Source organism: Pseudomonas sp. W2Aug9, from assembly GCF_023127755.1.
In the GTDB taxonomy this organism is placed as follows: domain Bacteria; phylum Pseudomonadota; class Gammaproteobacteria; order Pseudomonadales; family Pseudomonadaceae; genus Aquipseudomonas; species Aquipseudomonas synxantha_A.
In genome coordinates this window covers 66,709-85,455 of sequence record NZ_SPKL01000004.1, presented here as the reverse complement: position 1 = coordinate 85,455, position 18,747 = coordinate 66,709, and the positions used below count along the sequence as shown (strand labels likewise).

At 60.5% G+C, this 18,747-nt stretch carries 13 protein-coding genes and 2 rRNA genes; 7 read left to right on the top strand and 8 right to left on the bottom strand.

Going from position 1 to position 18,747, the window contains the following annotated elements:
- Positions 1–202 precede the first annotated feature (202 nt).
- From rrf (E3O56_RS03145) to mrdA, 3 genes are all read left to right on the top strand, one after another.
- Positions 203–318 (top strand): 5S ribosomal RNA (gene rrf, locus E3O56_RS03145).
- 109 nt (positions 319–427) lie between these two features.
- Positions 428–543, top strand: a 5S ribosomal RNA gene (gene rrf / locus E3O56_RS03140).
- Between the two features lie 218 nt (positions 544–761).
- Entirely contained in the window at positions 762–2,654 is a 1,893-nt protein-coding gene (gene mrdA / locus E3O56_RS03135; protein WP_005786773.1) for a penicillin-binding protein 2, read from the top strand.
- Between the two features lies 1 nt (position 2,655).
- Here mrdA and E3O56_RS03130 read toward each other — a convergent pair whose 3' ends face one another.
- On the bottom strand, positions 2,656–3,057 hold the full coding sequence (locus E3O56_RS03130; protein ID WP_103735413.1) for a GFA family protein: 402 nt from the start codon (positions 3,055–3,057) through the stop codon (positions 2,656–2,658).
- A 99-nt stretch (positions 3,058–3,156) separates the two neighbouring features.
- Here E3O56_RS03130 and E3O56_RS03125 point away from each other — a divergent pair, with 99 nt between their 5' ends.
- The gene (locus E3O56_RS03125; protein ID WP_248089568.1) at positions 3,157–3,615 is read left to right on the top strand and encodes an SRPBCC family protein; all 459 of its coding nucleotides are present in this window, start codon (positions 3,157–3,159) and stop codon (positions 3,613–3,615) included.
- Between the two features lie 77 nt (positions 3,616–3,692).
- On the opposite strand, the gene E3O56_RS03120 is transcribed toward E3O56_RS03125, so the two are convergent.
- Positions 3,693–6,452: an autotransporter outer membrane beta-barrel domain-containing protein gene (locus E3O56_RS03120; RefSeq protein ID WP_248127827.1), complete on the bottom strand. Its 2,760-nt coding sequence runs from the start codon at positions 6,450–6,452 to the stop codon at positions 3,693–3,695.
- Positions 6,453–6,551: 99 nt separating this feature from the next.
- The gene (locus tag E3O56_RS03115) at positions 6,552–8,765 is read right to left on the bottom strand and encodes a TonB-dependent siderophore receptor (protein WP_248127825.1); all 2,214 of its coding nucleotides are present in this window, start codon (positions 8,763–8,765) and stop codon (positions 6,552–6,554) included.
- A gap of 212 nt (positions 8,766–8,977) precedes the next feature.
- Here E3O56_RS03115 and E3O56_RS03110 point away from each other — a divergent pair, with 212 nt between their 5' ends.
- The 3 genes from E3O56_RS03110 to E3O56_RS03100 all read left to right on the top strand — a co-directional run bounded on the left by E3O56_RS03110 (position 8,978) and on the right by E3O56_RS03100 (position 12,742).
- On the top strand, positions 8,978–11,335 hold the full coding sequence (locus tag E3O56_RS03110) for a DNA polymerase II (protein WP_223019135.1): 2,358 nt from the start codon (positions 8,978–8,980) through the stop codon (positions 11,333–11,335).
- 49 nt (positions 11,336–11,384) lie between these two features.
- Positions 11,385–12,017 carry a glutathione S-transferase gene (locus tag E3O56_RS03105; protein ID WP_248127823.1) on the top strand — a complete coding sequence of 211 codons (633 nt, stop codon included), beginning with the start codon at positions 11,385–11,387 and terminating at the stop codon, positions 12,015–12,017.
- Positions 12,018–12,169: 152 nt separating this feature from the next.
- Positions 12,170–12,742, top strand: a complete 573-nt coding sequence (locus tag E3O56_RS03100) for a DUF4174 domain-containing protein (protein ID WP_032876911.1) — start codon at positions 12,170–12,172, stop codon at positions 12,740–12,742.
- Positions 12,743–12,801: 59 nt separating this feature from the next.
- On the opposite strand, the gene E3O56_RS03095 is transcribed toward E3O56_RS03100, so the two are convergent.
- From E3O56_RS03095 to E3O56_RS03075, 5 genes are read right to left on the bottom strand one after another with little or no spacing between them, the layout of a single operon-like run.
- Complete coding sequence (locus E3O56_RS03095) at positions 12,802–14,208, bottom strand: lipid II flippase MurJ (protein ID WP_032876909.1); 1,407 nt, start codon at positions 14,206–14,208, stop codon at positions 12,802–12,804.
- Positions 14,208–15,029 (bottom strand): acyltransferase, encoded by an 822-nt coding sequence (locus E3O56_RS03090; RefSeq protein WP_005786788.1) that lies wholly within the window; start codon positions 15,027–15,029, stop codon positions 14,208–14,210. The genes E3O56_RS03095 and E3O56_RS03090 overlap by 1 nt, the downstream gene beginning before the upstream one ends.
- Positions 15,026–16,429 carry an O-antigen ligase family protein gene (locus tag E3O56_RS03085; protein ID WP_005786790.1) on the bottom strand — a complete coding sequence of 468 codons (1,404 nt, stop codon included), beginning with the start codon at positions 16,427–16,429 and terminating at the stop codon, positions 15,026–15,028. The genes E3O56_RS03090 and E3O56_RS03085 overlap by 4 nt, the downstream gene beginning before the upstream one ends.
- The gene (locus E3O56_RS03080) at positions 16,429–17,532 is read right to left on the bottom strand and encodes a glycosyltransferase family 1 protein (RefSeq protein ID WP_248127821.1); all 1,104 of its coding nucleotides are present in this window, start codon (positions 17,530–17,532) and stop codon (positions 16,429–16,431) included. Before E3O56_RS03080 ends, E3O56_RS03085 begins: the two co-directional genes overlap by 1 nt.
- On the bottom strand, positions 17,523–18,737 hold the full coding sequence (locus E3O56_RS03075; RefSeq protein WP_103735418.1) for a glycosyltransferase family 4 protein: 1,215 nt from the start codon (positions 18,735–18,737) through the stop codon (positions 17,523–17,525). The genes E3O56_RS03080 and E3O56_RS03075 overlap by 10 nt, the downstream gene beginning before the upstream one ends.
- Between the last annotated feature and the right edge of the window lie 10 nt (positions 18,738–18,747).

Below are 18,747 nucleotides of genomic sequence, written 5' to 3'. Positions count from 1 at the left end.
AGGCGTTGAGCTAACCAATACTAATTGCCCGTGAGGCTTGACCATATAACACCCAAGCAATTTGACTACTCTAACGAGCATCAGATTGCGGTGTGTGAAGACGCAATGAACCGAAAGTTCGACGCTTACAAAACACCGAAAACTATCACATACCCAATTTGCTGAAGCGAGGCCAACTGGTCGCGACTCAGTACCCGAATTTCTTGACGACCATAGAGCATTGGAACCACCTGATCCCATCCCGAACTCAGCAGTGAAACGATGCATCGCCGATGGTAGTGTGGGGTTTCCCCATGTGAGAGTAGGTCATCGTCAAGATTAAATTCCGAAACCCCTGTTTGCTAACGCAAACAGGGGTTTTGTTTATGTAGAAGCTCATGAATTTCACCGGCACGTTGCCAACTCAACGGTCTGGTACACAGAATTTCTTGACGACAATAGAGCATTGGAACCACCTGATCCCATCCCGAACTCAGCAGTGAAACGATGCATCGCCGATGGTAGTGTGGGGTTTCCCCATGTGAGAGTAGGTCATCGTCAAGATTAAATTCCGAAACCCCTGTTTGCTAACGCAAACAGGGGTTTTGTTTTGGGCGGTCGAAAAGCCGGCTGCCTCTGGGACTCTCGCTTAAATAGCGTGCCGTTGGGGAAATCAATGCAAAGTGTTTCTGCATTTTTGGTATGGTGCAGCACATTTTCACAAGGACTGATCGTTACCCGCAGGAGGCGGCGTCGCTAATTTCCAACGAGATGCTGTAGAAATGCCTGAACCGATACCTATCAAAGATCACGAAAAAGAAAACCGCCTGGTCAACAAACGCTTGCTGGCCTGTGCACTGCTGGTGGTAGGCATCACCTGTGCCCTGGTGGGGCGTATGTATTTTCTGCAAGTGGTGCAGTACGACTACCACTCCACGATCTCGGAAAACAACCGGGTCCATGTACTGCCGATCACGCCAACTCGCGGCTTGATCTATGACCGTAATGGTGTAGTCCTGGCCGACAACCGTCCGAGTTACAACCTGACCATCACCCGTGAACGCACCACCGACCTTAAGGGTGAGCTGGACGCGATCGTCAATCTGCTGCATCTGCCTGCCGAAGACCGAGCGATGTTCGATAAGGCGCTTAAGCAGGCTCGTCACCCGTTTGTTCCGGTCACGCTGTTCTATGAGTTGAACGAAGAACAGATCGCCGTTTTGGCCGTCAACGAGTTCCGTCTTCCAGGGGTGGACGTCGAGCCCCAATTCGTCCGCCACTACCCGCTGGGTGCGCACTTTGCCCACTCCATCGGCTACGTCGGCCGCATCAATGAGAAAGAATCCAAGACCCTTGATTCCGTGGAGTACCGCGGTACCCAATCCATCGGTAAAACCGGGATCGAGCGTTTTTATGAGGCCGAGCTGCACGGCCATGTCGGTTATGAAGAGGTCGAGACCAACGCCCAGGGGCGCGTACTACGCGTGCTCAAGCACACCGATCCGATCCCTGGCAAAAACATCGTCCTGAGCCTCGACGTCAAGCTTCAGGAAGCCGCGGAAGAAGCCCTGGGCGACCGGCGTGGTTCGGTCGTGGCTCTGGACCCGCAAACCGGTGAAGTACTGGCCATGGTCAGCAAACCGAGTTTCGATCCGAACCTGTTCGTCACCGGCATCAGCTTCAAGGAATACGCCGCGCTGCACGATTCCATTGATCGGCCGCTGTTCAACCGCGTGCTACGTGGGCTCTATGCGCCGGGTTCAACCATTAAGCCGGAAGTTGCTATCGCGGGTCTCGACAGTGGCGTTGTCACCCCGCAAACCCGGGTGTTTGACCCTGGCTATTACCAGTTGCCGGACTTTGACCACAAATACCGCAATTGGAACCACAGTGGCGACGGTTGGGTAGACATGGACGCCGCCATCATGCGTTCCAACGACACTTACTTCTACGACCTGGCCCACAAGCTAGGCATCGATCGCCTGCACGACTACCTCGCCGAGTTCGGCCTTGGTCAGAAGGTGTCCCTGGACATGTTCGAAGAGTCCGCAGGTCTGATGCCATCCCAGGCCTGGAAGCGTGCGACCCGTCGCCAGCCCTGGTTCCCAGGCGAAACCGTCATCCTTGGCATCGGCCAGGGCTATATGCAAGTGACACCACTGCAACTGGCCCAAGCCACTGCATTGATCGCCAATAAAGGCATCTGGAACCGTCCGCACCTGGCCAAGACCATCAACGGCGTGCCTCCGGTGGATGAGAACCCGATGCCCAACGTGGTCTTAAAAGACCCGCGTGATTGGGAGCAGGTCAACCATGGTATGCAATTGGTGATGCACGACCCACGCGGTATCGCCCGGGCGGCAGCGCAAGGCGCCCAATACCGCATCGCCGGCAAGAGCGGCACCGCCCAGGTAGTGGCGATCAAGCAGGGTGAGCGCTACAACCGCAACAAGACGCTGGAGCGTCATCGCGATAACGCCTTGTTCGTCGGTTTTGCGCCGGCCGAACATCCGAAAATCGTGATTTCCGTCATGATTGAAAACGGTGAGGCCGGAGGCCGTGTGGCTGGGCCGGTTGTGCGGCAGATCATGGATGCCTGGTTGCTTGACCAGGAAGGTCATCTCAAGCCGCAGTATGCGACGCCAGCCAAAGCGCCAGGCGACCCACGCGTCTGACTCAGGCCTGCCACTCGTCCCAGCGCTCTAAGCCTTCATAGGCCAGCCATGGCACCTCATGGGCCATCCAGATATGCGAGGTGGGCCTGACGCCGGGATCATCGTCCAGCGTCGCCACCCGCACGATCACGTGGGGCTGATGCCCCCGTTCGGCAATCAGATGTGAGCCGCAGCGCGAGCAGAAGCGTCGGAGTTTCCCCGGCGAGGATTCAAAGGATGCCAAAAGCTCTTCACCGTGCGTCCAGCGAAAATGCTCGCGCATCACCCCGGCAGTGGCAACAAACGCAGCTGCGTGTGCCTTGCGACAGCTGTCGCAATGGCAGTGGCTGATGGGCATGTCCAGGCTGTCCACCTGATAGCGCACACCTTTGCACAAGCAACTTCCATTCAATGGGTCAGTCATAACCTATGGCCAGGTCAAGGAGGGGGTCATCATCATCGCGCACAACGCAAGGTTGCGCATTGGTCGATGTCGCCTACTGTTCAAAGAAGGAGGTGACTCATGCACGTATTAGATCGAATCGAACGCAAAGTCCTGCTCAATGCATCGCGTAAACAAGTTTGGGAGGCTCTCACGGATGCCGAGCAATTTGGCAGCTGGTTCGGTATCGCGCTCAAGGGCAAAACCTTTGTAGCCGGGCAAACCATCGAAGCGCCAATTACTTACCCAGGCTACGAACATGTGGTCTGGAAGGCCAGGATCGAACGCGTCCTGCCGCAAACCCTGTTCTCTTTCTGGTGGCACCCCTTCGCGGTAGAGGAGGGCATCGACTACGACAACGAAACACCGACTCTGGTGGAGTTCACCATCGAGGATCACGCCCCCGGCATCCTGCTGCGGGTTGTCGAATCCGGTTTCGACCAGGTTCCCGAGGCACGGCGCCAGAAGGCGTTCAAGATGAACTCCCGTGGTTGGGATGAGCAGATGCGCAATATCGAAAGCTACCTGAGCCCAGCCTGACCCGAACGGGCATCATGGCCGATGCCCGTCTTCACGGCAGCTTCCCGGCAGCGTGCAATCGATTGCTGCAGGCGTTTTTAAAAACTCATCTGCCACTGGCCCACCACCGCATGATTGCGGCTATTGCTGCCCAACTCACCGTTGTAGCCGACACTCACGTTCTGCTGCGCAGACAAACCCACCGCCAACCCCACTTCAACCATCAAGCTGTCGCGGTCCAGTGCGCTACCGTCAATATTGAACGCGTCGCCGCCAATCAAAAAAGCCTGCCGAGTCTTGCTGTCGACATTGCCATAGAGGTGCCGCCAGCCGAAGCTGGCTTGCGGCGTCAGGCTGATGCCATTGTCCAGTTGGCTGAGATGAGCCAGGCGCACCCCGAAGGTACTGCTGACATTGTCCTGGGTTTGCGCGTCCACCTTGAGAGAAGCATCGCCGCCTTTCTCGCGATAGCTGTCGCGGTGATAGCGCTGATAGCCGAGGTTGGCGAAGGGTTCGATATTCAATCGGCCGTTACCCAGCATGTAACCCAGCTCGGCAAAGGCTTGCTGGCTATCGGCATCGTAATCACCCTTGGGGCGCTCGCTGAAACCTGCGAACTCCACTGTGCGCTTGTTGTTACCCCTGTGTTGGCTGTACGCGGCCCCCAGGCGCAACGCCAGTGGGCCATCCTGGCGTACGGCATATGCCCCCGCGTGCCAGCTGCGTAATGAATTATCGACGTTGTGGCTGTCCATATCGGTCTTCGAATAGCCGCCCAGTACACCCAGGCGCCAGAGAGGCGGCAAGGACCAGTCAATACCCAGCAGACTGCCTTGTGTGCGTTGCTGTGAAGACGCATTGCCGTGTTGACCATCAAGCTTGCCGTAGCTGCCGATACCTTGCAGCCACACGCGGCCTCGCGCGTTTGGATCATTCAAGTTGCGCGCACTGCTGGGGATGCCAGTTGCGGCCAGCTCAGGTGTTTGCGCCGGCTCAAGCCCGACGAGCAAGCTTGAACTGCTGCTCATCTGGCGCATGGCCGACAGCATGGACGTGCCCACTTGGCTGCTGGCCGCCAGCGTGGCACTGGCGAGGTTGGCGTTGCCGCTGCCTGCCAGGGCCTCGAGCGCGGCGCTGGCCGTGGTCTCCGAGGTGGCCAGCAGCGCGTCGTAGAGCGGGTTGGGGTTGGGCATCATGGACGGCGGAGGGAAAGAGCCATCCCAGTTGCTCCAGTGGCTCCACTTGATGGACTCGATGCTGTTGACTGCGCGGGCGGCGTTGCGAGTACGGGCGTAATCGATGAACTCGACATCGTTGCGTGTGTAGCTCAGGTTCACGCGGCTATTTTCGTAGCTGAGTGTTGGCGACAGGAACGCGTAGTAGCTGCGCAGGTTGGATTCATCAAAGGTACCCGTGATGCTGCCTGCTTGTAGGACGGTGTACGTGCTGTGCCAGGGATACTCCATCGAGTAACCCGGCTGCGGCCACAAATAGGCACCGTTGAGGCTGGCATTGCCGGCCACATGGGTTGTCGCAGCACTGCCGTCGGGATAAGTAGCGAACTCGAATGTAGAGCCTGGCTTCATGATCAGGTTGCCGTTGACCTGAGGAGCGCCGACAACGGTATCCGTGATCAACCTCCCGCTGACGGTAAGATTGTTGACTGAGCCTCGGCCCCGGTAAGTCGCGCCTTGGTCGACGATCGCGTCACCAGCGATATTGCCCTGGTTGTTTAAGTGACCATTGGCAGAGAGGCGCGCGCCTTCGCTGAAATCGCCGCGACCATTGAGCAGCCAGTAGCCGCGACGCACTTGTAGCAAGTCGAAATTGCGCGTTGCCTCGACCGTCCCGTCGGGTTCACGCGTATCTGAAGGATAATATTGGTAGCCCTCCAGAATCATGGTGTTATGCCCTGCGCCGCCGTCAACTAACCCCTCAAAACGGGCGCCGGGGTACAGCGTCAAGGTGTCGTTGCCGCCTCCCATGTCCAGGGCTACACCATTACCCCCGCTGATCAGGGCACCGTTGAATACCCGGTCGTCGAAATTACCGATAAAACGCGCGCCATAGCCATCAAGCCCACGCAGGTCGACGAAATTTCTAAGCTCCGTTGCGCCGGTTGCCGCCCCATCATGGCCATTACTTACTAAGAGGCCATTGTTGGCACCTGTGATTGAGCCGGTACGTGGAATGCCTGTGGAAGGATCAAAACTGCCGCCGTTGAACAGGTAGCCGCTGCCAATCGATACCCCATCGCTGGTGTTGGCTCGGCCATTATTGTCCGCTCCACTGGCGCCCAATGCCCGGATAACGCCAGAGTTTTCGATGTGGGCAATGCCGCCTACGCGTAGGCCATCGCCATCGATATTCTCCAGGCTCCCCTCTCGTCCGCCAGTGATCGTGCCGTCGTTGTAAACCATGGCATCACCCGTTATCGAGACTCCAGCGCCGTCACGTCCGGTAAGCGTGCCATTATTGCTCAGTAAATTGAGTTGTTCGCCTGAGATTGCGTGCCTGGCGCCCGAGATTACCCCGGTGTTGTCGATGCGCACATCGGTCGCAGCGCCCAGGCTGATCGCGTCTAATTTATCGGCACTGATCGAGCCGTCATTTTGAATGAAGACATTGCGTTGCCAATCAGGCAGGTTTTGGCGAACGCTGACGGCGGTCGTATGGGTGGTGATGCTGCCGGTCTTGGTCACCCACAAACTGGGATTGTAAAAATAGCCACTGCCCACGGTGAGCGGGGTATTGGTTGGGGTATCGATGAATACTTGAGCATGGCTGGCAGGAGAAAGCGAGGCGCCGGAAACAATCAACGAAATAGTCAGGGCCAGACGGCGGGGGACGAACGACATGCGCGAAATCCTTTTCTTGAGTCGTGCTATCTTCCTATATAGCCATTTGATATTGCCAGCGCATTCTCCTCATTAAGATGCGCTGGCCACTCAGGGAGGTTAGAAATCAATCGTCGCCGACAACTTCGCCACCCGCGGATCACCCTGGCTCAGAAATCCACCCTGGGCCGATTCCCAATACTTCTCGTTGGCCACGTTCTCCACCGTGGCGCCCACTGTCACCTCGCGTTGGTCCAGCATGAAGGTGTAGCGCGCACCCACGTCGAAGCGGTTCCAGGCCGGCAGGCTCAGGTTGTTGGCCGCGTCGGCGTACTGCCCGCCGGTGCGCAGCATACGCCCGCTGAGGCTTACGCCTTGCAGGCCGGGCACATCCCAATCCACCCCGGCGTTGAGCTGGAATGACGGTACGCCAATGGCACGGTTGCCGTCGTTGGCGCCGTTGAGGGTGCCCTTGAGTTCGGTTTTCATCAGGGTCACCCCGCCCAGCAAGCGCAGGCCGCTGACCGGTTCGCCGAATACGTTGAGCTCGACGCCCTTGTTGATCTGCTGACCTTCCCGCACGTAGCGGGCGGTGGTGGCGTCGATGGCCTCGGCATAACCCGCGCCGGGCTGCTCGATACGATATACACCCAGGGTCGCGCCATAGGTGCCCATGTCCACTTTGACACCCGCTTCGATCTGCTTGGACCGGGCAGGCGCATAAGCTTGCCCGCCACCGATGACCGTCAGGTTGCCTGATTTGAGCGGCGACGTCGGGCCCTGAGCCAGGCCTTCAATGCGGTTGGCATACAGAGATACGTGCTCCCACGGTTTGAACACAATGCCGTAGACCGGTGTGGTGATCGATTCGTCATAGTTGGCGGTGCGGGTACCGCTCATGTAGTTGTAACTCTGCACCACCATCTGCTGGCGACGTGCACCAACGGTCACTAACAGGCGGTCATCGAAGAACCCCAAGGTGTCGGATACCGCGACGCTACGCACGAATGTCTTGTCGGTGATGGTCGGATCGCTGAAGTCGGTACCTGGGGTATTGCGTGGGCTGTTGAGGGCCGGCGGCGCGCCGGTCACGGGGTTGTAGATATTGGTCAGGGTTTTTGCGCTGGCGAATACATAGGCGTTGCGCGCCTCGGTCCAGATGCCTGCCAGGCCGAAGTTGAGCCGATGGCTCACCGGGCCGGTGTGGAACTTGCCATTGAGGCCACTCATGGCACTGGTATTGTTTTCTTCGTGGGCGATAGTCGAGCCGCTGGCGCTGGCATTGCCGAGATTATCGCTCAAGGTCACCGACGAGTAGCGCCCCATTTCACGGCTGTGCTTGGCACCGGCTGCCGCGTAGGCGGTCCAGTTTTCATTCAGGTCATATTCGGCGCGCAGCATCCCCAAGGTGTCTTCAAGGTTGGTACTGCTCCAGCTTGGCGCGTAGTTGGTGTCTGCCGACGGCGCATCCGGCACCTGGGTGATGGTGCCAAGGAACACCGAGTTACGCCCACCGTTGATACGCTGCTTCTGATACACAAAATCACCGGACAGCCGCAAAGCATCGCCGCGGTAATCAAGGCCGACGGCAAACAGCTTCGAACGCTGGTTTTCATCATCAATCCCGGTATCGCCTTCGCGCTGGGACAGGTTGACCCGTGCGCCAAACCGGTTGTCTTCGCCGAAGCGCTGGCCAATATCCAAGTGTTCGCCAATCCGCCCATCACTGCTGATGTCGGTACTGAAACGACGCAGTGGCACATCATCGGCTCGCTTGGGTTGCAGGTTCACGCCGCCACCAATCCCCGAGCCGGTGGGGGTGACGCCGTTGATAAAGGCGTTAGGGCCCTTGAATACCTCCACGCGCTCCAAGGCGTCAGTGGAAATGATCTGGCGCGGCAGGACACCGTACAAACCGTTATAGGAAATGTCATCGCCATTCAACGGCAAGCCACGAATCATGAACGTCTGGGACTGGTTCGCATACCCCGAGGCCTGGCGCACAGAAGAGTCATTGAGCAACACGTCGCCGACGGTTTCCGCCTGCTGGTCGCGAATCAGCTTTTCGGTGTAGGAGGACATGCTGAAGGGCACATCCATGATGTCCTGGTTGCCCAGCACACCCAATTGGCCGCCGCGTGCAACCTGGCCACCTGCAAACTCAGGGGGCAGCGCTGTGGGCGCCAGGGCTTGGACATTGATGTTGGTGGCGCCCAGTTCCAATACGTTGTCTGAGGCCGCTGGGGTTGCCGCCTGTGCAGCAAGGCTCACGGAGCAACAAAGGGCGAGCAGGGTCGGGCGAAATGGCGCAGCGAAAAGATTGCAGAGGGGCATGGTCGATCCAGACGGCTAACTTATGAGGAAGGGGGCAGCGACGTTGCGCTTCCTCACTGCGCGGATACGACTCCGACGCAAATGATAGTGATTGTTATTAATGTCCTGCAACAAATTTATGCGATTGCGCTCTGCGTGCGCGTTAACCTGCCGCGTTTGTAGAGATGCCGAGTAGAATCACGCCCTGAAAGCGATTCCTGAGGTGCGGTACGGTGGATTTACAGCAGGGTTTTGTCCTGACCCGGCATTGGCGCGATACCCCGTTAGGCACGGAGGTCAGTTTCTGGCTGGCCACCGACCACGGGCCTCGGTGTATTCGCCTACCCGTGCAAACCTCGGTGATGTTCATCCCCGAAGTCCATCGCAAGCCGCTTGATTGGCTGCTCAAGGGCGAGCGCGATCTGGAGTTGCGTGCGCTGCAACTGTGCGACTTCCACCATCGCCCGGTCCTGGGCCTCTATGCCCGCCAGCACCGCCAATTGATGGACATCGAAAAGCGCCTGCGCAGCGCCGGGGTCGATGTCTACGAAGGCGACGTGCGACCGCCCGAGCGTTACATGATGGAGCGTTTTATCACTGCCCCCGTATGGTTCGGCGGCACGCCCGACGCGAACGGCACCGTGCTCGACGCGCAGATGAAGCCCGCGCCCGACTACCGCCCGCGCTTGAAGTTGGTGTCCCTGGACATCGAAACCACCGCCCAGGGCGATCTGTATTCCATCGCGCTGGAAGGCTGCGGCGAGCGCCAGGTGTATATGCTCGGCCCGCCAAACAAAACCGATGCCGTGGACTTCAAGCTCGACTACTGCGACACCCGTGCGCAACTGCTCGAACGCCTCAACCAATGGCTGGCCACCTTTGATCCCGATGCGATCATCGGCTGGAATGTGGTGCAGTTCGACCTGCGCGTCCTGCATGAGCACGCCCAACGCCTGAACGTGCCGCTGTTGTTGGGGCGTGGCGGTGAAGCCATGACCTGGCGCGAGCACGGCAGCCGCAATCATTACTTCGCGGCAGCGGCGGGGCGCTTGATCATCGACGGGATCGAAGCGCTGCGCTCGGCGACCTGGAGCTTTGAATCCTTCAGCCTGGAAAACGTCGCACAAACCCTGCTCGGCGAAGGCAAGGACATTTCCACCCCGTACCAGCGCATGGACGAAATCAACCGCATGTTCGCCGAGGACAAGCCCGCCTTGGCGCGCTACAACCTCAAGGACTGTGAGCTGGTCACACGGATTTTTGAAAAGACCGAGTTACTCAAGTTCTTGCTGGAGCGTGCCAGCGTCACTGGCTTGCCGGCCGATCGTAACGGCGGTTCGGTCGCCGCCTTCACCCACTTGTACCTGCCGTTGATGCATCGCCAGGGTTTCGTCGCGCCGAACCTGGGCGACAAACCGCCCCAGGCCAGCCCTGGCGGGTTTGTCATGGACTCACGCCCGGGCCTCTACGAATCGGTGCTGGTGCTGGACTACAAAAGCCTTTACCCATCGATCATCCGCAGCTTCCTGATCGACCCGGTGGGCTTGATCGAAGGCCTCAAGCATCCCGACGACAGCGACTCGGTAGAGGGCTTTCGCGGCGCACGTTTCTCCCGCACCCGGCACTGCCTGCCGTCCATCGTCACTCGCGTATCCGAAGGTCGTGAAGAGGCCAAGCGCGAGCACAACGCACCGCTGTCCCAGGCCCTGAAAATCATCATGAATGCCTTCTACGGCGTGCTCGGCTCCAGTGGCTGTCGGTTTTTCGATACGCGGTTGGCGTCGTCGATCACCCTGCGGGGGCACCAGATCATGCGCCAGACCCGCGAGCTGGTGGAGGCCCAGGGTTATGAAGTGATCTACGGCGACACCGACTCCACCTTCGTCTGGCTCGGCAGCGCCCATTCTCCGCAGGATGCCAATCGCATCGGCCTGGCGCTGGTGCAGCACGTCAATGATTGGTGGCGCGCCCACCTGAGCACCGAGTACGGCCTGCGAAGTGCTTTGGAGCTGCAATACGAAACCCACTTCAGCCGCTTCCTGATGCCGACCATCCGTGGCGCGGAGGAGGGCAGCAAGAAGCGCTACGCCGGTTTGGTGGTGCGCGACGATGGCAGCGAAGAGATGGTCTACAAAGGCCTGGAAACCGTGCGCAGCGATTGGTCGCCTCTGGCCCGGCAATTTCAGCAGGAACTCTACCGGCGCATCTTCCATCGCCAGCCCCATCAGGACTACATACGCGACTACGTGCGCCGTACCCTGAGCGGCGAATTCGACGAGTTGCTGATCTACCGCAAGCGCCTGCGCCGGCCCTTGCACGACTACGAACGCAACGTCCCGCCCCATGTGCGCGCGGCACGCCTGGCAGACGAGTACAACGACCGCCTGGGGCGCCCGCGCCAGTACCAGCGCGGTGGCTGGATCAGCTACGTGATCAGCGTCAACGGCCCCGAACCCTTGGAAGTGCGGCAAGCGCCCATCGACTACGACCACTATGTGACCCGGCAATTGCAGCCCGTTGCTGACGCGATCCTGCCGTTTGTGAATGATGACTTCGGTACCCTGGTGGGCGGGCAGATGGGGCTATTCTAGGCAATGGATCACACTGTCCCTATCGCCCATCGCTCAGGAGGCAACGCCCATGTACACACTTTATGGCACCGACGAATCCGGTTCCTGCATGATCGAAATCGCCCTGCAGCGCTGCGCCGTGCCGTGGCATCGCGTGGACGCCAGCTCCTGGCAGGACGGCGAGGGCAGCGACGCTCTTGCACGTATCAATCCACTCAAGCAGATCCCCACCCTGGTCACCCCCAATGGCCAGGTGCTGACCGAAAGCGCCGCTATCCTGATCCACCTGGGCCTGGAGTACCCCAAGTCCGAGTTGCTGGCCGGCGATCGTGCGCAGATCCTGCGCGGGCTGTTGTACATCGCCGCCAATTGCTATTCGGCGATCGGCATCATCGACTACCCGCAACGCTGGTTGGGTAATGCCGATGAGGCGCAGCAAGCGCAACTGGTCAGCGGCACACGGCGCTACCTGCACCAGGCCTGGGTCGTGTTTGCCGATCAGTTTGCCGACCAGCTGTTTACCCCGGGCAATGTGCCGAATGCACTGGGCATCATGGCGGCGGGGGTGTCGCGCTGGGATGACGCGCGCGAGGTGCTCGGCAACCTGGCGCCGGGCTTTGCGCAGAGCCTGGAGCGGGTAGACGCCGGCCCTGTTGTGGCCCCGGTTTTTGCCCGGCATTGGCCGCAGTGGAAGGTCTCGTAACCGGAAGAAACAATGCTCCGGCCACTGTCCAAGCCCTTGCGTCGCGGGCGTCCTGACCTACTCTTCTCAAAGTGATGTAGGAATCATCCTTGAATTTGACTGTCGCAGACATGAAACTCAAGAACCCTGCATGGAATTCAAAGGAGGTGCGCATGCTCATCCGGTCGCTGACCCTGGCTACCTTGATGGCTTTTACGGGGCCGTTGTTGGCCGCTGATGATAATCCGCTCAAGCAGGAGTTGGGTAAGACGCGCCCGCTGGTGGTCGTGGAGCTTGATGCTGGAAACCCGACACTGGCAACGCTGAAGAAACAACTGGAAGAGGCTGCCACCAAGCAGTCCTTCGAAGAGCGCAGCATGGTGTTCTACACCGTCAAGTTCGGTAGCATTGGCGCCGAAGGGGAGAAGTTCGCCAAGGACCCAAAGGACAGCAAAAAGCTCACGCCGCCTGAAACCAACGCGCTGATCCGTGCCCTCAAGCTCGGCGTCGGCAGCGGCACCAAGGTGATCCTGATCGGCAAGGATGGCGAGAAGAAACTGGAGAAGACCGTACCGCCGGATACCCTCGACCTGAAGGAATTTTTCAGCGCCATTGACCAGATGCCGATGGCCGAGAAAGAAGCGGCTGCTCCGGTTGTGCCAGAACCTGCGCCTGCGCCTGGCAAGAACGCTACCAAAGCGGGTAAGGCAACCAAGCCGGCTGCGCCTCAACAGCTGGATGACTGAGTCCGTGCAGGAGCTGGCTTACCAGCTCCTGCGCAGGCCGTTGCGGTGGTGGCTCCAGTTCACTGTTTCCACGGCTTGAACCACCCAGCCAACCCTCCCAATACCAGGGCCGCCGTCACGGTACTCAAGCCCAGTTGCCAGCCATCGTTTTGCAGTGGATGCAAGATGACGGCTGCAGAACCCAGTAATACCGCACTCAGCCCCCATTGCAGCGGCCAGCGCAGTTGCCCAAGCAATTGCTGGCGTTGCATCAGCAGCAGGTTGGTGACGATAACCCCGCCCAACGCCGCCAGGGCGATACCCGGCAAACCCAGAAAGTACGGCAGCAGCACCAACAGCAAAGCGTTGACCCCGCTGCCCAGCAATTCGCAGCGCAAGGGCAGGCGCGTGTCGCCGCTGGCATAGGCGTAGCGGGCGAGCATAGCGTTCCAGGCGCCGAACACCAATGGCGTCGCGAACCAGGCCAGCAGGGCGGGCAGTGGGCTGTCGGCGCTTTGGGCGGGCATCAGCAGATGAATCAGCACCGGGCTGGCGCCGATCAGGCCGAGGGCGGCCGGCAGGCTGAGCAGGGTCGCAGCATCCAGGCCTCGGCGCAGCAGGGCCAGGCGCTGCTGGCCTTGTTCGCCGCTCATCATGCCCAGCAGGACCTGGTTGAGGCTCATCAGGGCGATCAAGGGCAGATTGATCAGTTTGCGTGCAAGGTTGACCCACGTGACGGCACCTTCTCCCAGGTAACTGGCGATCAAGCGCTCTAGCAGCGCCAAACCCTGGCTGGCGACATTGCTGGCCAACAATGGTCCGATGCGCCCCAACAGTTCGCGGCCCGCCAGCTTGTCGCCAGTGACTTGCCACGGCCGCCAGCCGAAAGACCAGACCGGCGCCAGCAGCGGCAGGCACATCAATACACTGCCGGCAAAAAAGCTCATGGCCAGTTCGCCGCTGTCGCTTGCGCTGCCACGGATAAACAGGTACAGCACCGGCGGCAGGTTGAACAGCAAAGAGCCCAGCCCCGGCAGCACAAAACGCTGGCGTGCCTGCAAGGGAATACTGAACAACCCATGCATCACCAGGCCCGGCGCACAGGCCGCCAGCCAGCGCAAGTTAGCGGCGGCTTCGGCATGGGCTGCGGCGTCCAGGCCGGGGCCGATCAGGCGCACCCACAGCGGCGCGCCCAGCGCCAATACGGCAAACAGGGCCAGGCCTACTCCCAGCAGGCGTGGAGAAAGGCTGGCCAGCCAGGCTTGCTGGCGTTGTGGGTCGCGTTGTTGATAGAGGGGCAGGGCAGCCGCCGCAAGCAAGCCGGCGGCCAGGGTCATGCGCAACGCTTCGGGCAAAAACACCGCCACCAGAAACCCGTCGCTGCGGCTGCCCGCGCCCCAGGCCGCCACCAGCAGCCATTCGCGGGCAAAACCGGCGACCAGCCCTGCGAGGGTCGCGACGGTCAGCCAGAGCGTGCTGCCGAACATCAGTGGAACAGGGTGAACAGGCCCTTGCCACCCACCTTATAGTTCAGATCATGGCAACGTTCGCCCATGATTTTGGCCCCGGAACCGCCAATGATTTTGTAGGGGGCCACAGCCTTGGCCACCACGGTATTGGCGCTGATCACCGAACCATGACCCAGGTGCGTGCCGTAGCCGATCAACGCCCGGCTGCCGATCCACACGTAGTCGTCGATGTAGATCGGCCCGGAAATCGACCAGAACTCCGGTGCCTGCAAATCATGACTGCCGGCGATGATCAGCACGTGGGAGGCAATCGCCACGTGGTTGCCGATCACCAGCCCGGCGCGGGCGTCTACCTGGCAATGCCAACCGATCACCGTATCGTCACCGACTCTCAAATTGTGGATGCCCAACACTTCGGTGTTACGCCACAAGCTTGTGCCCTTGCCGATCTTCGCGCCGCCCAGGCGCAGCCAGGCAATGCGCACATGGTGGCTGGGGATCTTGTTGATCAAAATGTTGTAGGCCATGTCCCAGGCGTTGCGCCAGCGATCCTTGATCGTTGCCCAGTTTTTGCCATAGCGCGGCAACAGCTTGCCCGGCAGGTCCTGCTTCATACGGCGGAACAAAAGGCGGGCCACCGGGTGCTCAAGGGCGGGTTCCAGGTCGATGGAGTTTATCCAGAAGCGCTTGTTGTCGCCTTCGCCCTCTTCAAACACCACGTCGTTGGCCAGGCACCAGTCCAGCGCCTCTTCCAGGTCCGGCAGGCTCACGCCCAGTTCAGCGGCCAGTGTGGGGAGGCGATCGCGCAAATCGGTGGAGTGAATCATCCGGTGTTTCATGGTTGGTTATCCTTTGGCGCAATAGCAGCAACAGGGGCGGTAATGGAGGGGCGCAGACGCACCTGTTGCAGGCTCATGCCCATCAACAGCCAGAACAGCGCGATCAGTACAAAGGTGAAGCTGAAATAGTGGTCGAAAATCCCCGTCAACAGCGCTGCCATCACGCCGCAGATACACCCCAGCCACAGGGCGTTGTCGGCGGTGACCTTGCGCACCTGGCCCAGCGGCCGCACTTCACGCCACCACAACACCGTGACGGTGATAAACAACAGCATCCCCGGAATGCCGACCTTGTAGATGAAGTTCAGCCACAGGTTGGAGATGCCCAACAGGTTGGTGCCGGGTACGGGTGGGTCGATCTTGAAGCCGATCCCCAGGGGGTATGTCGACATGGCCTCGGGGAATCTTGCGTACTCGTCGAAGCGGATTTCGGTACTGGCGTTGGTGGACGAAAAGATAGTCAGCAAGCGCTCCTGCAACGGCGGATAGAACATCACCAGCGCAACCCCAAACGCCACGCCGATACCGATGATGCGCCCGCTGTTAGGTACGCGCTTATAGGTCAGCCAGATCAGCACCAGCGCCAGGGCCACGATGGCGCCACGGGAAATACTCAGCAGCAGGCCGGCGCAACCCAGCACCGCCACCGCCAGGCCCAGCGCCCGGCGCCAGCCGCTGCGGGTCCAGCCGTAGAACAGCGCCAGGGGGATAAACAGCACCAGCACGCCACCCGTCAGGTTTGGGTGCACCCAGGGCGAGGCCATGCGCGTGTAGTTGGCGGAAAAAATATCCTTCACCGCTTCCGGGTGGGCGTACTTGAGGTCGGTAAGCACCTCGATCATCGACATGGCGTTGCGCGTTTTCAAAAACATGAAAATCGACAGCAACAGCATCGCCAGGTTGCCCAGCAGCAGGGCGACCACCACCTTGTCGCGGTCGGCGTCGGTGCGCAGCAGCAACGGCACGATAAACAGCAACGACAGGTTCATCAGCCAGCGTACCCAGTTCACCGGCCCGTTGCCTTCGGCATGGATGATGACCATGCCCCAGATAAACGGAATAGTGCTGAACAGCATCAACCACATCAGCGCGCGCTCGGTCGGACGCCACAGGATCAAGCCGCGGGTCTTGCCGATAAACGATTGCCAGAACACCCCGACCCAGGTCAGCCCCAACACGGCTTCGCTGATGGTGGTGCGGATCCCCAGTTCCAACGTGGTGTAGGGAATGCTGGTGGCCAACACCGCGAAAATCAGCAAGCCCCACAGGGGAAAGCGGATCAGGGTCAAGGCCACACCCGCGCCGGCCACGACCAGCAAGGCCTTGATCGGCGACAGGGCCAACAGCAAAATGCCGAAGACCAGGCCCAGGAGCAGACTGATGAGTTTTCCTGGCAGCATTAGCGGTCCAATTCCTTGAGCAAAGTATCCAGGCGCGAGCGATAGGCCGGTTCGGCAAATTGCCGGGCCCAGGCGCGCTGCGTTTCGGCGTCTGCCTTGTCGCCCGCGGTTGCCAGTTGCTGCATGACGTTCTGCAATTGCCTGGCATCGTGTGGGTCGAAGCGCGGGGCGCCGGGCGGCGCGACTTCATCCAGGGCGGAACCGCGTGCCACCGCCACCGGCGTGCCGACACTCAAGGCTTCCACCACCGGCAGGCCAAAGCCTTCGGCATAAGACGGCTGCCATAGGCAGTCGGTATGACGGTAGAGGGCTTGCAGTTGGCCGTCGGATAAACCGCTGCACCAATGCAGGCCCGGCAGTTCGCCAAGGGCGGACGGTACATCGCTGGCGTGGCCCACCAGCACAAGGTCCGGCACCTCAGGGTTCGCCGCACGGCAGGCCTGCCATTGGCGCAGGAAAAATGCCATGTTCTTGCGCGGCTCCCGTGTGCCCACCACCAGCCAGTAACGCGCCGGCACGTTGTCTGGCAGCGGTTCTGGCGCTGCATTCAATTCGGGCACCAGGTTGCTCAACACCCGGAACTTGGCCCGGGCCCAGGGGAATACGCGGGCGGCTTCGTTGCAGGAAAACTGCGAAGGGCACCACACCCGGTCAGCCTGCCACACCGACCAGGCAATCGAGGCGCTGTCGATCAAGCGATAGGCCAGGGCCTTGAGCCTGGAGCGATGGAAGTTACGCTGAGTCAGCTGAAACAGATCATGCAGCACCAGGACATAACGGGTGCCGGCGGGTTTGCGGCACAGCGGCAAGCCCATATTGGCCGTGGCGATGTGCAGGTCGATCTGTTGCTCGTGCAAGGCTCTGGGCAAAAATTTGCGCTCGAACCGCAAGCGTACCTGCGGCCGTTGCAGGCCATCCAGCGGGCTGGCCCACGGTGGGCAAATGGCGTTCTGGCGTTGCGGGTGGTCCAGGGGCGCCTCAGTGAACAGCACCACCTCGGTGTTGCCCCGTGCGCGCAGGGCATCTTCCAGCGCCAGGACCTGGCGGGCGATGCCCGACGAGGGCGCAACCGTGGCGGGGCGATAGTCCAGGGCTACGCGCATGGCTGAGACTCCTTAGAGGCGATCAAGGTGCGGTAGATGTGCTCCAGTTCGTCACCGGCCACCGCCCAGTCGTGGTAATGCCGCGCATAATCGCGTGCCGCATCGGCCAGTTGCCGGGCCAGCAGCGGCTGATCCAGCAAACGCACGATGGCATCGGCCAGGGCCTCGGCGCTTTCGCCCGCGAGGTAATGCGCCTGGGATTGCACCGCCAAACCGGAAACACCCTGGGCCGTGCTGACCAGCGGCAAGCCGGCGGCCATTGCCTCCAACACCTTGAGCTTGGAGCCGCCGCCATGGCGCAACGCGGCGACAAAACCGGCGCAGCGCCGTTGCAGGGCGCACAGATCAGGAACAAACCCCAGCCACTCGACACGTTCATCCGGCCAACGGTCGCGCCAGTGTTCGGGCAAGCCGTAACCGGCCACTGCCAGGCGCGCGTTCGGACACTGCAGCCAGACCCGGGGGAATATCTCCTCAAGCAACCACTGCACAGCGTCCAGGTTCGGTGCGTATTCGTAATTGCCGACAAACAACAAACGCTGGCTCTGCGCATCGGCACTGACCTGGGCGAAGGCACGGCTGTCGACGCCATTGACTACCACGCTTACCGGCGTTGCAGTCAACGGCCGCATGGCCTGGGCGTCCGCGTCGGTCACCGCGATCACATGGGCGGCGGCATCGAACGCCTTGCGTTCCCATTGCCGGCAGCGCCATTGGTCGTACTGCACGAACGGCGCAGCCCACTTGGGGAAACGGTCATAAGTGGCGCCACCCAGGCTTGACTCCAGGTTGTGCTCGGTCAGCACAAACTCGCGCTGGCGCTGCTGCAAGGTGCGCAGAAACGGTTGCAGGCTGTAGCTGTGTTCCACTTGAATCACGTCCCAGCGCTCGTTCAACAGTTGCGCAAATTGGGCTTGCAACGGTGCCGACAGGCCATTGACCGTGGTCAACAGCGGCCACGGTGCGAATACGCCCGCGAGCAGGGTCATCGGGTGTTTCAGCGGCCGGCGCGGCACCACGATCAGGCGTTCGAGCAACGGTTCAAGGGCTGCGTGCACCGCGTCACCGGCCGGTGTCTTCGATTGCGCCAGCAGCGTGATGCGATGCCCGCGCTCACTCAAGGTGCGCAGCAAATGATACTGCCGGGTCTTGCCGCCGCTGGTGGTCGGCCACGGCAGATAGGGCACAATCCATAGGATTCTCATGTACAGCTCT